Below are 12832 nucleotides of genomic sequence, written 5' to 3'. Positions count from 1 at the left end.
AGTTAAGTTCGCAGTAAACATAGACGATTTGTTTACTGTGAAACTTGGCCTGTCAAAAATCTCATTAACAATTCTTGTCTTAGGAATCTCTTTCCTTGCGCTCTTATATCATCAAAGAGAAGTACTTCTTCGTGACAAGTATCAAGAAGAGTTTACTAGTGGTGCTCAAAAAATTATTTCAAGTATACAGGCCAATCGAATTGTTCGTGGTGAAGCCTTGGTTGGGATCTCACATTTCTTTGCTTCGTCATTAAATGTAAATAAGTGGGAGTTCAATAACTTCACAAAATCAACTTTAAATAAATTAAAAATCTCGGCCATTTGTTATAGCGGTGAAAATGGAACAACTTACGAAACTTTGCAGTCTAAGGGAAAGACTTGTGGCAAGTTTGGCAAGAATAATAAGGTGATTTTTGATACTGCAACATCCGATATTATCTTACAAGAATTTGTAAGCTCTGTTGATGGAACTAAGGGGAGGGCCTATATGATCTTTTCGTTCTCCTCTTTATTACCTTCAAATGTCAATCGAGGAGACTTGTCAGATTATCGAGTGAATCTAGATGTCGGTTATGGTGAAGGTGATAAGAATTACAATTTTTATCGTCAAGAGGAGCCATTTGCTACAGATGGTAATACAAATTATTACTTAACTGTATCTAGTCCAAAAACTTTATCAACACTTACGGTTTCATTTGATTACATTATTAACCTTGTTCTCTTTTTATTCATCATTATCCTAACTGTTTACATTATTGAAACAGGAAGAAAGCGAGAGTATCTGATTTCAAAAAAAGTAAAGAGACAAGAAGAAGCAATAAAAAAGCAGTATGAAGAATTAGGAAGACAAAAGAAGTTGGCAAGCCAAAATGAAAGGTTGGCCTCGATTGGAATTCTTGCTGCAGGAATTGGGCATGAAATAAATAATCCATTAACAATTATCTTAGGTCATTTAAAGTCTTTGAAAAAAAGAGTTACAAATAGTCATAAAGAAGAAATTATTGAAAAGATTGAAAAGTCAGAGTCAGCTGCACTTCGAATAGAAAAAATTGTATCAGGCTTAAGAAAGTTTTCACGGCAGACTCAAGATGATGAGCCAACAGATTTTAGTGTGCATAATGTTTTTAAAGATACTGTCTCAATGCTTAAAGACTTCTATGATAAAGATAATGTACATCTAAATCTCTATATGCATGTGAGTGATGAAGCATTGATAAAGGGTGAGAGAGGAAAATTTCAACAAGTTTTAATCAATTTAATTTCAAATGCTCGAGATGCAGTTGAAGGGAAGGAAAATGGAAAGATCAATGTCATTGTAAAAGAAAATAATGATCGAATTATTTTTAAAGTCGAAGATAATGGCCATGGAATTAGTGAAGAAGAACGTGAGAGAGTATTTGATCTGTTTTATACCACCAAGGATGTTGGTAAAGGTACAGGAATGGGACTTTCCATTGCTCATGGATTTATTAAAGATGATTTTAACGGAAAGATTGCATTGAAAAGTGTTGTTGGTATTGGAACAGTATTTAAAGTTTCACTCCCGATACATTATGGAAGAGAAGAACTACCATCACAGGAGAATAAAGTGGTTAGTTTAAGTGATTTTAAGATGAAGTTTCGTGCAATTGTAGTTGATGATGAAGAAGGTATTAGAGATCTACTTCAGGAGATTCTACAGGATGCAGGAATTACTGTATCGCTAGCAGAAAATGGTAAGGTTGCTTATGAAATGTACCTCCAAAGGCCAGAGGACTATGACCTAATTATAACTGATATGAAAATGCCTGTTATGAGTGGCCCAAAATTAATTAAAAGTATCAGAAACAATAAACAATTAAAGCAGCCGAGAATTTTAATTTCAACAGGCTGTGTGAGTATAAACTTTGAAGGCGAAGATCGCGAAGTTGCTGAAATGGTTGACGGATTTTTGTATAAGCCGTTCTCCGAAGAAGATATAGTTCAAGAAATCACAAAGGCAATGAATGTTGCTGTTGAAAAGAAGATCGCTTAACAATTAAGAATGTAATAGTAAATTGTTTGGTTTTTGTTAAGTATGTTAAGTTTTGAATAAGTAATTGCCGGGCCCTTTCGCCCGTCGTAGAAGTGCATTAGAATAGAATGGTAGCAACGTTTAGGCGTTGATTCAGTTTAAGAAAATTAGGAGTGTAAGATGAAGCGTTTATTTATTCTTGCTATTTTCTTAACTTCGCCACTTTCTTTTGCAGCTAATGAGAGAAAAATTAACAGCTCTGAAACTTACAATGCGCCAAAGAGTAAAGTGAATGAATTAAGCAATTATGCAAATGGAAAAAAGAGAAGTCATCAAAGAAAGAACTACAAGAGAAGTTATGATGACATCCAGGATTACCGCGAGGTACTCCAATCAGAAACAAGAGAACGTTAAAAAAAAGGCTACATAAAGTAGCCTTTTTTATTATAGTAGTGATAGTTCAAAGCTTACGACATCGCATCTCTCGTCAATTACCGTCTCAAGCTTATATGCACCTGAGTAAGTATTGAAGTAAGCCGAATAAAGATCTAGTCCTTCTTCGTTTAGTCCGTCAAAAGAGATATTAGTTTGATATTCGTTATAAACTTCGTCGTAAGAAACTGCTAGCTCTTGAGCTAGGATATCCATTGACTGAAGTTCAGCTTCTAAGCGACATGAAGCGTATGTGCTTGATAATGCAATAATAGAAACAAGTACTAGTTGAATAAATGATTTCATAAGGGCTCCTCATATTGATTTAAAGAGCTTATATGAATTTTGTTTTGATAGGTCAATTAGCATTGAGTATATATGAAAAAATTAATCTAATCTTGTTATAAATTACGGATTCCCCATAATATCTTTTACCTGAGATTGGATATTCTTAAATTGCTTGGAGTTAAAATCAATATTTTGGGCAGCACTATCTACTGTTAGCTCTGTGTTTATATTTGTCGTTTGCTGTGAGGCAAGCTTTCTTCCTAATTCACTTAGTTGGTTCCATTCTTGATCTGGCATTGCTACCAGTTTTGACTTTGCTTGCTCAGCTTCATCTTTACCAATGATTCCTCTGGCAACCATTTGGTCAATCATTGAGACTGTTGCATTGCGATCTATTTGCTGAGCATAGACAAATGTCGATAGTTTAAGTGATAAAATAAGTATCAATGGCCTTAAATAATTCATATTTGTCTCTCTCTATTCATATACCAAATTCATGCAGAGATTATAAATGAGAAACAGATTTGACCAAAAACTAACGAAATTTTAGTACTTTATATAGATAAGTCTTGGTAAAGTAGACCAATATTTGACAACTAATTTTGGAGGTTAAAATGAAGTTTCTCCACACAATGGTTAGAGTAACTAGCCTAGACGAAAGTATGGACTTCTATTGTAATAAACTTGGACTTAAAGAGGTTCACCGTATCGAGAGTGAAGCGGGTCGATTTTCACTTGTCTATTTAAGTGCACCTGAAGATGAAGAAAAAGCATTAAAGGAACAAGCTCCACTAATCGAGCTTACTTATAATTGGCCTGATGAAAATGGTAATACTGAAAAGCTACCTACGAGTAGTCGAAATTGGGGCCATTTAGCGTTTCGTGTTGATGACATTTATGAAACTTGTCAGAAACTAATGGATCAAGGGGTGACAATTAATCGTCCACCTAGAGATGGATATATGGCATTCTTAAAATCGCCAGATGATATCTCAATAGAGTTACTTCAAAAAGGTGAGCCATTGGCCCCATCTGCACCATGGAAAGATATGGAGAATATCGGATCTTGGTAAAATTCATATTAATGGACGCTGCTGTGTTTCTAACCTAGAATAGAAATATGGCAGCAGACATTGGTAATGATACCCGAAATATAAAATACTACTTTTCTTTTATCGCTCTTGGCGTCCTGACTGGAATTGCTTCGTCTGTCTTTTTACACCTTTTAAAAATCGTTACATCTTTAAGGTTTCGTTATAGCTACCTTATTTATTTTCTTCCAATTGCAATGGTTGCTGTAAATTTCTGTTATAAGAAATTTTCTCCAATAAGTGAGAAGGGAAATAATCTTATTATTGATGAAATTCACAATCCAAAAAGGGATATTCCCCTTATCATGATTCCCCTGATTTTATTTTCGACGCTACTCTCTCATTTATTTGGTGCAAGTGTTGGCCGAGAGGGAAGTGCTGTTCAGATGGGGGGAGCAATTGGCAATTATCTGGCTAAATTATTCAATCATTCAAAAAGAAAGAGGGCGGTTCTTCTTATGGCCGGATGTGGGGCCGGGTTTGGCTCTGCTATTGGTGCTCCCTTTGCTGGAGCAATCTTTGGCATTGAGGCCATTTACTTAAATGCAAGAATTAAGTTATCGACTTTTCTTGAGTGCTTAATTGCTTCTTATATTGGCTTTTACACAACACATCTATTATATGCGCCACACTCAAATTATATTCGATTCAAATTTTTAGGTTTTTCATGGAATCTAATCTTCTATGCACTTATTGCTGGAGCTGCCTTTGGTCTAGTTGCAAGGATATTTGTTTTAACTGTTGAGAAATCAAAATTGAAAATTAAAACTTTGGGAAAACCTTTGCTAATTACATTTACGGGAAGTGTTGTTTTATTACTTTTCTACTTTGTACTTAATGACTTCTACAAGCAGCGCTACACTGGACTAGGTATCGAAGTTATTCAGCAGGCATTAATAGAAGTTGTTTCAATAAAAGATTTTATTTTAAAATTCATACTCACGGCAATTTCTCTTGTTTCAGGAATTAAAGGAGGAGAGTTTACACCTCTTGTTTATATTGGAACGACAATGGGCTCTTGGATGTCATCGATTGTTGCGATCAATCCAAACTTTCTCGCTGCTCTTGGTTTCTGTGTTGTTTTTGGAAGTGCTTCAAATACACCTCTTGCTTGTATTGCTATGGGAGCTGAGATCTTTGGTTATGAATTATTGCCATATCTCTTTGTTGCGATGGCCGTAGGACAATTTGTCTCGGGTAAGAAGACAATTTACACATCTCAAATCGTTAAGAAGTTTAGATAGTTGACCAAAATACTTTCTAATTAAATCTGGCAAGTTAAATTTTTTTCTTCACAGACTGTTTTTTTAATTTCTATAATAACTTGTTTATATTTATTTATGTGCTTTCAGGGAGGAAAGAGATGAGAAAATCAACGCTATTGATTGCTCTTTTTGCTGCAATCTTTTCAATTCAATCTTATTCATGTGATATTCATGGAAAAACAGGAATCATGCCAGAGAACGATCTATACCGTGGTGTTGACGCACTAACAGGTAATGGAATGACTGAAGAGTTATTCAATATCATCATTGATCGTGCAAACGAAGTTTACGCTCCAGTTGTTGAAACTGAAGGTGCAACTCTAAAGTTTCACCGTAAATGGGAAGATGGAACAGTAAATGCTTACGCTAACCAAGGTGGCGGAGTATGGAATGTTCACATGTTTGGTGGTCTTGCTCGTCACGAGCTAGTATCTCCAGATGGATTTGCTCTTGTAGTATGTCACGAACTAGGTCACCACCTAGCTGGTGCTCCAAAAATCAAAAGATTTTGGGTTTCTTCATGGGCATCAAACGAAGGTCAGTCTGATTACTGGGCTTCACTTAAGTGTTTCAGAAGAATCTTCCAAGATGATGACAATGCTCGTATCGTATCAAAAATGGATATCGATCCAGAAGTTGAGTCAAAGTGTAATGCTGTTTGGTCTGATTCAAATGAAAATGCTCTATGTAAGAGAATGGCACAAGCTTCAAAAGGTCTAGCGACTCTTCTGAACTCTGGTCGTTCAGTATCTTTCACAACACCAGATATGTCTGTTGTTAGAAAAACTGATGACAAGCACCCAGCTGGTCAGTGTCGTCTAGATACTTACTTCCAAGGTGCTCTTTGTGACAAAGACCTAAATGATGACGTATCTAAAACAGATGCTCTTGCTGGTACTTGTAACAGAGTAGATAACTACGAAACAGGTATTAGACCACTATGTTGGTATAAGCCAAAAAATATGTAATTAAATTTTAAATTATATATAAAAAGAAAGGCAGGTTTTAAACCTGCCTTTTTTATTTCTATTGATTGATGACTTCTTGGATCGCTTCAATTTTACCATCAATTTGATAATGGTTATCAAGGCCTAGAAGTCTTAAGACAAGAGGGAAGATGTGAATATTCTCTTTTGAGTCTGCAATGTAATTCTTTTTAAAATCTGGCCCTTGAGCGTAGAAAATTCCATGCATCTGCTGATTTGTAAACTGATCCCAGCCATGTGAGCCCGCCGGTGTATCAAAGTCTGTTGCGGCAATCCACCAACCAGCATTAGCAATACAGGCAAATGTTCCAATACGAACATTATTTTTGAAATTGTATCGTGATGGAATTGAATCTTTATCATAGCACTTAAAGTTCTTTGCTTTTGCGTTTATTTGTTTAAGTGTTGCTTGAATATCTAAGACGATCTTTTGTTCTGTTTCTTTTTTATAGAATTGAACAATTGGTCCCTCTCCAAAAATTCGATAATCATCTTTTAACAGAGCTAGCGTTTCATCTTTTAAGATAATTTCCTTCTTGTTCTGATCAATATCTTCCATTCCATGATCTGAAACAATTATGATATTTAGATTTGGAACAAGTTTTGTTGCTGCTGTGATTAATTTCTCAAGAGAGGTGTCTACATTCTCAATGGCCTCTTTTACTTCTTTTGATTTTGTTCCGTAATGGTGGCCGGCAGAGTCCACATCTGGGAAGTAGAGAGTCATGAAGTATGGCCTTTCTTTAGTCGGTAGTTTTAGCCATTCTAGGATCTGTTTGATGCGATTTTCATGTGGCATTTTATGAATATAGTCATACCAATACGAAGGTCTTATTCCTGAAATATCAGCTTCAGATCCTGGCCAAAATAGAGTAGCAGTCTTTAGTCCTTGCTCTTCTGCAGCTGTCCAAATCGTAGGTGAAAGATAGAAGTTCTTATTTCTTACCGCTTTTCGATCTTTTAGAGAGTAGTTTAACTTTAGATCTGGAGCATAGAAATGATTTGCCACAATTCCATGATTCATCGGGTAGCTACCTGTTGCAATCGAGAGATGATTTGGAAATGTTTTCGTCGGATAAGAAGGAATGAGACTTTTTAATTGAGTTCCTTCATTTGAAAATTTTGTTAAAAACTTTGGTTTATAGTTCTTTGTATAATCGTATCGATAACCATCAAGAGAAATAAGAAGTACAGGGTTTATATTTTGTAATTCTTCTTCAGAGGCCACATTCTGGCTTGATCTCTCAATATGATAACTATTCTTGTAAGTGGAGTCGTTCTTCGTACATGAGCTATACGAGAATAAGCTTATTATTGCTAACGGAGCTAGTAACTTCTTCATTGGTTAATCCCTTGTAAATCAATATTTACTTAGATTGTAAGGGATTAACCGTATTCTTGTATATTAGGAATTAATAACAGTTATAATCGTCATAATCGATGTCAGAGAACCTGAACTTCAATGTACGAATATGGTCTAGAGGGATATCGTATTCTTGACGAAATAATCCATCTATATCCTTTGTGAAAATAATTCCATCTACTACTCTGTATTCAACCGCTTCAATTGTCATAAACTCTATCTCCTTCTTCATGAAGAAATTTTAAGACAAGTGATTAAAGGTGAACAAGTAAAGATTTTCTTAAGAAATGCTCTAAAGCCCCGTTTCTTAAGGTTATCTTAAGGTTCGTTAACGCTTAAAAAGAGGGTGAGTTCCTACACCCGTGTATTCACTAGTGATGTAGATACATGCAACAATAAAAGATGTTACGATTATTGTTGATAGTAGGAGTGTAACATTTTCTGACATTCCTTTCTCTTCTAAATAATTAACTAGCTTGGCCTGTCCCCAGATACCAAAAACGATGGTTACAATAAATAGAATACCTGTTGAAACAAGTGTCAGGAGGATATTTGAAATTTCAGTATAGTCACTATCAGGAGCGACATTTGCTGTCGTGTTCTTTGTGATTTTTCCACTTGGAAGGATGAGAGGCCCTCCGGATGTCTGAGCATCCAGAGAGACTTCACGTTTTACTGATTCTGTTGGAAGGTAAAAGCGAGAAAAGGCCGGCTTATCATTTGATTGATAGGCTTCGATCGTAAAGTTGATGATAACTTCTTCACCAACAACAAGTCCGCCGTCAAAGTTTTTACTCCAGTTGATACCAAAGTCAAAACGATTGATCTTAAAGCTTCCTTCAAAGTAGATCCCTTCTTTATTAGTCCAAGGATCAGTACGCTTACCAAGATATTTTAAGCTAACAGGAACAGTCTTCGTTTTTTCTTTTACTGTTATCGCTAGCTTTGCATCGGCCTTTTTGTCTTTTAAAACAATGGCCTGAGCACTTTTAAATTTGATAATTGGAAAATTCTCAGCATTGAAGAATTCATTTTTCTTTAAGTGCTGATCTCTTTTCTTATCAAAAGTATTGATACTCTTAACTATGATCTCACCTTGAAGATCAGAGATCGTATTATCGTCTTTCTTAAAGTAAATTGTGTAATCGTCAAATTGACCTTCAACATCAGTCAAGGCCATGTACTTAACACTGAACTTTAATTTTGAATGTTCTTTATTAACAATATAAGAAGATGCAAGAGTATTAAGGGAAATTAGTAGGGCAAAAAAAAGGTGCCCAATAAGGCACCCTTTGTAATTATTTAACAAATTTTTCATTATAGTCTTCTACGCCGAGGTTGATAACTTTCATTGCTGTTTCAGCATTGTATGTTTCTGTAATTTCTACTTTAGCTTCACCATCTTTTACAGGGATTTCCTTGTAAGTTAGGAAGTAGTGCTTAAGTTCTGCAAGTACAGCAGCAGGAACTTGATCGATATCAGTGATGTGACCAAACATTGCATCGTCTTTTAGTACAGCGATGATTTTATCATCAATTTCACCACCATCTAGCATTCTAAAACCACCAACAGGAATACAGTTAACTAGGATATCACCTTGAACAATATTCTTTTCCGCAAGTACACAAATATCGATTGGATCATGATCTCCAACAATTCCTGTGCGTCCTGTTTCTGCTTCAGCAAAGCTTGCTGATTTTGAGTCAGAGTAAGTGCGTGGGATTAATCCATATAATTGTGGAATAATATTTGAGAACTTCTGTGGACGATCTACCATTAGGTATCCACTTTCTTTATGAACTTCATATTTCACGCGGTCATTAGGAGTAATTTCGATATAAGCATTAAGAACTTTCTTATCTTCATTGTCCCAAGTCTTGATACCATGCCATGGATTTGGCCTAAACATTTTTCCATATTTCTCTAAGAAATCATTTAGCTCTGAGTTAGTCATTATTAATCCTTTTTGTGAATATTTTGGCATTAACTTAGCACAAAGAGGATAGTCTAGGAAGTTTTATCAGGCCCAATAAAAAGGGATTCGTCGCTACTTCGAAAAGAAGCGAATGATCTCTGCAAATGCACTTTTTGGTCCATTTACTGTATTCTTTAGATTGTTTTTATTGAGCTCACTTATAGCATGAGCGCTATGGGTAGTAGCGTTAAGAATACCAATCTTCGCCTCAATATCATCGAGGATTTTCTTTAGAAATGCTTCTTCTTTTGGGTCGAGCTCATCAGAGCGAAAGACAATATTTGCCAGGTGATGGAGTTGGCTTAAGTGAGCAGGGTAGTTTACTTTATGAATGAATTCATCTGGGCGATGTCTTTGAATCAGGTCTTCTTTTAGCTGAAGTCTATCTTTATCTTCAAGCTTGGCATTGTTGATAAAGTCTTGAATTAGAGTTTTTTCTTGTTCTGAAACAATATTATCGAGATGAGTCAGAGAAACTAGTGTTCTCCACATATTTAGGAAACTATCGTACTTCTTATCATCACTTAAACTATTCATTGAAATATCTTAGCACAAATGAAAAATCAGCTATTTAGGCATGACACTCTTTGCCTAGTGAACGCGAGACTATAAAGAAGGTATAATTTTTAGGACGGGCGGTAGTGTAAATTTATGAAAGTCGAAGATTACTCTAAGAAAATTACTCAAATGAATCAGGAGCAGCGAAAGCAGCTCAATCATATTCGTGAAGGCTATCAGTCCAATCTTCAAAATATTCAAGATAAGAATTCTCATAAAATCGATAATATTAAGCATGAGCACGCAAAGAAGCAGCAGGCCCTTATTGAGGATAATCAGCAAAAACTTGATGAAGCTGCAAAGAAGGCCAAGCTTGCTATGGCCAAGTCAAAAGAATTCTTTCGCGAAAGAAATGAGCAAATTAGAGAAGACTTTCATAAGACTTCCACTGATCAAAAGTCTAAATTCGACGAAAAGCTTGCTACCTTAAAACAAGCTTATGCAGATACTATTGAACAAAGAGATACTACATACGAAAGTAGTTTAGAGTCACAAAATAAAAGATCACAAGAGCGAATTGCACTTAATCAAGACCGTTTCCAAGATACGATTAAGCAATTAAATGAGCACACGAGTGAATCAAATCAAAAGCTTAATGCTGACTTCGCTGCCCGTGAAAAAGCACAAGTAAGAAGAAATCGTGACCAATTAAATGAGCTTAAGTCACAATTTTCTCTAGAGAATCGTGACCTTAAAAGTGCCGCTGACAAAAATCTTAGAAAAGTTGTCGATGAAGGCAAGAGACGTGAAGACTTCTTAGTTGCTTCTAAGAAAAATGCATTGGAAGAAGCAAACCAATCTTATCTTCGTCAAATTAATGAAAAGCAAGCAGGTGTTGATCAAATTGCTCGCGATCTTCATATGAAAACGCAAAAGTCTCTACAAGACCAAAGACTCAGTCACGAAAAAGAGGTCTCTGAGTTAATCAGAGATCAGGTTAGTAAAAGAGAAGATATCAAAGGTGATCATGATCTCGATATTGCTCGTTTCAAAAATTCTCAGTCGATGAGCCAAATGGAGCAAAAAGGTGTTGAAGATAAATTTCAACAAAAGATAGATCGCTTAAAAGAGCTTAACTCTCAAGTCATTAAAGATTTTGAGGATAAGTTAGTTGAAAAAGACAATGCGGTAACAAAAAGAGTTAAGGATCAGTCTCGTGAGCAACAGGCCCGTATGGCCGATTTCCAAAGTGAGACCAGAGCGAATGCTGATGAGATACAAGCTCGCTCTCAAAGACAGCATGAAATTAAAAAGGCCCAATATAATAGAAATATTTCTTATGAAAAAAAGGTTGCTGAAGACAATATTGTTCAAAAAGAAAATCAATTTCGTGAGTTGATGGATGGCCAGAGAAATCACTTTCGAAATAATCTTATTCGTACAGAAGAGAAAAATCTCGAAACAGTTAAGTCTTTGCAAGATTCATTTAGAGAAGAAAAAGAAGAGATCAATGCTCGTAATCACGAGATGTATGCAGATACACTAAAATCTCATCGCCAAGAAATGGATAAGAAAATCTCTGATATTCAGGCATCATATGAAAGTAAATTTCAAGTTCAAGAAGAGCACTTAAAGAAGTCAATTGCTGATGCTGAAGAAAAGCTATATATGCTGAGAACAACTTCAAAGAGAAAGCAGCAGTCTGAAAGTGAATTCTTTCAAGAACAGTCTCGTATGCAAAGAAGCGAAATGAAGGAAAATTTGGATCATATTAAGGATCAGTATGAGAAACAATTCCAAGCGCTTCGTGACGACTTTAACACTCGCCTTAAAATGGTAAAAAGAGAAAATGAAGTAAAAACATCTCGTATGACCCATAATCATAATCTTGAAAAACAGAAGATGACAGCAGATCACAATACAGATATGAGAAGAAAACTTAATCTTGCTCAGAAAAAGCTAGAGAGACAAATGAGCGACTCGCAAAGACTTAGAGATCAACTTGTTTCAAGTTACGAAGAGAAGATTAAGAACCTTAAAAAACAATATGAATTAAAACAAATTGAAGAGTATAAGCAAGTTTAATGAAAGTAGTTATTCAACGAGTCTCTAGTTCTAATGTAAAAGTAAATAATAAAGTTGTGGCCCAGATATCTAAGGGCCTTCACTTACTAGTCTGTATTGAACATGACGACAACCGACAAACAATCCAAAAGGCTTGTGAGAAGATCCTTGCTTTAAGAATATTTGCAGACGAGCAAGGAAGAATGAATCGTTCTGTTGTGGATATTGAAGGAAGTATTCTTGCGGTTTCACAATTCACTCTTTCTTGGAATGGTAAGAAAGGTAATCGACCAAGCTTTGATGGAAGCGCCAAGCCTGAAGTTGCAAATAAATTATTTGATGAGTTTGTTGAGATACTAAAAAGCACTGTCCCTGTAGAGAAGGGAGTCTTTGGAGAAAGCATGGCCGTCGAAATACATAACGACGGGCCAGTAACTTTTCATATTGAATTTTAATTAAGCAGTAACTTTAGATTTAGATCCTTCTTTTTCTCTTTTCTCCATTCTAACTGCTGTTTTCCAAATTCCAGCAAAGATGAAGGCAAAGATCACAAAGAAAGTCATAACGTGAAGAACTTCAATCGTCAGAGAAGATGCAATATATGCTGTATCTCTAACTGGCTCTAGCATTTCACCTTTAGGAACAATAGACGTCTCGTAAACTTTAGTGTTTTCCATGGGGTCTCCGTTTAAGTAGTCGATATTGCGTCAATATTAAACAATTTAAGAAAATTGTCCAGTATTAACTTACTACAAATATGAAATAGAAAACATGTTCTTTATCAGTTTTTTGTTTAGATTCGAAATAAGTATAAATTTCATGGCACTTATGCAAGTATGGACAATCCATTTTTTGTATTTTAAATACAATTTATTT

General features: G+C 35.4%; 15 protein-coding genes. 7 read left to right on the top strand and 8 right to left on the bottom strand.

The window, feature by feature from the left end; genetic code table 11:
- The first annotated feature begins 37 nt into the window (after window positions 1-37).
- A complete protein-coding gene (locus tag ACMAYS_RS09205) occupies window positions 38-2014 on the top strand; it encodes an ATP-binding protein (RefSeq protein WP_412463133.1) in 1977 nt (658 codons plus the stop codon).
- A 159-nt stretch (window positions 2015-2173) separates the two neighbouring features.
- Complete coding sequence (locus ACMAYS_RS09200) at window positions 2174-2407, top strand: hypothetical protein (protein ID WP_103219114.1); 234 nt, start codon at window positions 2174-2176, stop codon at window positions 2405-2407.
- Window positions 2408-2437: 30 nt separating this feature from the next.
- Here the strand turns inward: ACMAYS_RS09200 and ACMAYS_RS09195 are convergent, their stop codons facing one another.
- Window positions 2438-2731 carry a hypothetical protein gene (locus ACMAYS_RS09195; RefSeq protein ID WP_392992422.1) on the bottom strand — a complete coding sequence of 98 codons (294 nt, stop codon included), beginning with the start codon at window positions 2729-2731 and terminating at the stop codon, window positions 2438-2440.
- Window positions 2732-2833: 102 nt separating this feature from the next.
- The gene (locus ACMAYS_RS09190; protein WP_412463132.1) at window positions 2834-3178 is read right to left on the bottom strand and encodes a hypothetical protein; all 345 of its coding nucleotides are present in this window, start codon (window positions 3176-3178) and stop codon (window positions 2834-2836) included.
- 149 nt (window positions 3179-3327) lie between these two features.
- Between ACMAYS_RS09190 and ACMAYS_RS09185 the strand changes: the two genes are divergently transcribed.
- The 3 genes from ACMAYS_RS09185 to ACMAYS_RS09175 all read left to right on the top strand — a co-directional run bounded on the left by ACMAYS_RS09185 (window position 3328) and on the right by ACMAYS_RS09175 (window position 6037).
- Window positions 3328-3786, top strand: a complete 459-nt coding sequence (locus ACMAYS_RS09185; protein WP_103219117.1) for a VOC family protein — start codon at window positions 3328-3330, stop codon at window positions 3784-3786.
- Between the two features lie 47 nt (window positions 3787-3833).
- Window positions 3834-5048, top strand: coding sequence for a chloride channel protein (locus tag ACMAYS_RS09180; RefSeq protein ID WP_412463131.1), 1215 nt, complete (start codon window positions 3834-3836; stop codon window positions 5046-5048).
- A 119-nt stretch (window positions 5049-5167) separates the two neighbouring features.
- A complete protein-coding gene (locus ACMAYS_RS09175) occupies window positions 5168-6037 on the top strand; it encodes a hypothetical protein (protein WP_103219119.1) in 870 nt (289 codons plus the stop codon).
- Window positions 6038-6095: 58 nt separating this feature from the next.
- Here the strand turns inward: ACMAYS_RS09175 and ACMAYS_RS09170 are convergent, their stop codons facing one another.
- From ACMAYS_RS09170 to ACMAYS_RS09150, 5 genes are all read right to left on the bottom strand, one after another.
- Window positions 6096-7397: an ectonucleotide pyrophosphatase/phosphodiesterase gene (locus ACMAYS_RS09170; protein ID WP_392992418.1), complete on the bottom strand. Its 1302-nt coding sequence runs from the start codon at window positions 7395-7397 to the stop codon at window positions 6096-6098.
- 70 nt (window positions 7398-7467) lie between these two features.
- A complete protein-coding gene (locus ACMAYS_RS09165) occupies window positions 7468-7650 on the bottom strand; it encodes a hypothetical protein (RefSeq protein WP_146037917.1) in 183 nt (60 codons plus the stop codon).
- 96 nt (window positions 7651-7746) lie between these two features.
- Window positions 7747-8736: a YceI family protein gene (locus tag ACMAYS_RS09160; protein ID WP_412463130.1), complete on the bottom strand. Its 990-nt coding sequence runs from the start codon at window positions 8734-8736 to the stop codon at window positions 7747-7749.
- Window positions 8717-9373 carry an inorganic pyrophosphatase gene (locus ACMAYS_RS09155; protein WP_392992415.1) on the bottom strand — a complete coding sequence of 219 codons (657 nt, stop codon included), beginning with the start codon at window positions 9371-9373 and terminating at the stop codon, window positions 8717-8719. Before ACMAYS_RS09155 ends, ACMAYS_RS09160 begins: the two co-directional genes overlap by 20 nt.
- Window positions 9374-9466: 93 nt before the next feature.
- On the bottom strand, window positions 9467-9931 hold the full coding sequence (locus tag ACMAYS_RS09150) for a hypothetical protein (protein WP_392992413.1): 465 nt from the start codon (window positions 9929-9931) through the stop codon (window positions 9467-9469).
- A gap of 114 nt (window positions 9932-10045) precedes the next feature.
- On the opposite strand from ACMAYS_RS09150, the gene ACMAYS_RS09145 reads away from it, so the two are divergent.
- The gene (locus tag ACMAYS_RS09145) at window positions 10046-11977 is read left to right on the top strand and encodes a hypothetical protein (RefSeq protein WP_412463129.1); all 1932 of its coding nucleotides are present in this window, start codon (window positions 10046-10048) and stop codon (window positions 11975-11977) included.
- The gene (gene dtd / locus ACMAYS_RS09140; protein WP_392992410.1) at window positions 11977-12411 is read left to right on the top strand and encodes a D-aminoacyl-tRNA deacylase; all 435 of its coding nucleotides are present in this window, start codon (window positions 11977-11979) and stop codon (window positions 12409-12411) included. Before ACMAYS_RS09145 ends, dtd begins: the two co-directional genes overlap by 1 nt.
- Here the strand turns inward: dtd and ACMAYS_RS09135 are convergent, their stop codons facing one another.
- Window positions 12412-12633 carry a hypothetical protein gene (locus tag ACMAYS_RS09135; protein ID WP_103219125.1) on the bottom strand — a complete coding sequence of 74 codons (222 nt, stop codon included), beginning with the start codon at window positions 12631-12633 and terminating at the stop codon, window positions 12412-12414.
- Between the last annotated feature and the right edge of the window lie 199 nt (window positions 12634-12832).

Origin of the sequence: Halobacteriovorax sp. RT-2-6, assembly GCF_047085025.1 — a bacterium.
GTDB lineage: Bacteria > Bdellovibrionota > Bacteriovoracia > Bacteriovoracales > Bacteriovoracaceae > Halobacteriovorax_A.
Note: the sequence above shows the minus strand (reverse complement) of the source record. Positions and strands in the feature narration are given on the sequence as shown.

Coding starts and splice junctions, on each gene's coding strand:
- ACMAYS_RS09150 (WP_392992413.1), bottom strand. CDS start 9,931: ATGAATAGTTTAAGTGATGATAAGAAGTACGATAGTTTCCTAAATATG.
- ACMAYS_RS09200 (WP_103219114.1), top strand. CDS start 2,174: ATGAAGCGTTTATTTATTCTTGCTATTTTCTTAACTTCGCCACTTTCT.
- ACMAYS_RS09155 (WP_392992415.1), bottom strand. CDS start 9,373: ATGACTAACTCAGAGCTAAATGATTTCTTAGAGAAATATGGAAAAATG.
- ACMAYS_RS09135 (WP_103219125.1), bottom strand. CDS start 12,633: ATGGAAAACACTAAAGTTTACGAGACGTCTATTGTTCCTAAAGGTGAA.
- ACMAYS_RS09160 (WP_412463130.1), bottom strand. CDS start 8,736: ATGAAAAATTTGTTAAATAATTACAAAGGGTGCCTTATTGGGCACCTT.
- ACMAYS_RS09180 (WP_412463131.1), top strand. CDS start 3,834: ATGGCAGCAGACATTGGTAATGATACCCGAAATATAAAATACTACTTT.
- dtd (WP_392992410.1), top strand. CDS start 11,977: ATGAAAGTAGTTATTCAACGAGTCTCTAGTTCTAATGTAAAAGTAAAT.
- ACMAYS_RS09185 (WP_103219117.1), top strand. CDS start 3,328: ATGAAGTTTCTCCACACAATGGTTAGAGTAACTAGCCTAGACGAAAGT.
- ACMAYS_RS09195 (WP_392992422.1), bottom strand. CDS start 2,731: ATGAAATCATTTATTCAACTAGTACTTGTTTCTATTATTGCATTATCA.
- ACMAYS_RS09190 (WP_412463132.1), bottom strand. CDS start 3,178: ATGAATTATTTAAGGCCATTGATACTTATTTTATCACTTAAACTATCG.
- ACMAYS_RS09165 (WP_146037917.1), bottom strand. CDS start 7,650: ATGAAGAAGGAGATAGAGTTTATGACAATTGAAGCGGTTGAATACAGA.
- ACMAYS_RS09175 (WP_103219119.1), top strand. CDS start 5,168: ATGAGAAAATCAACGCTATTGATTGCTCTTTTTGCTGCAATCTTTTCA.
- ACMAYS_RS09170 (WP_392992418.1), bottom strand. CDS start 7,397: ATGAAGAAGTTACTAGCTCCGTTAGCAATAATAAGCTTATTCTCGTAT.
- ACMAYS_RS09145 (WP_412463129.1), top strand. CDS start 10,046: ATGAAAGTCGAAGATTACTCTAAGAAAATTACTCAAATGAATCAGGAG.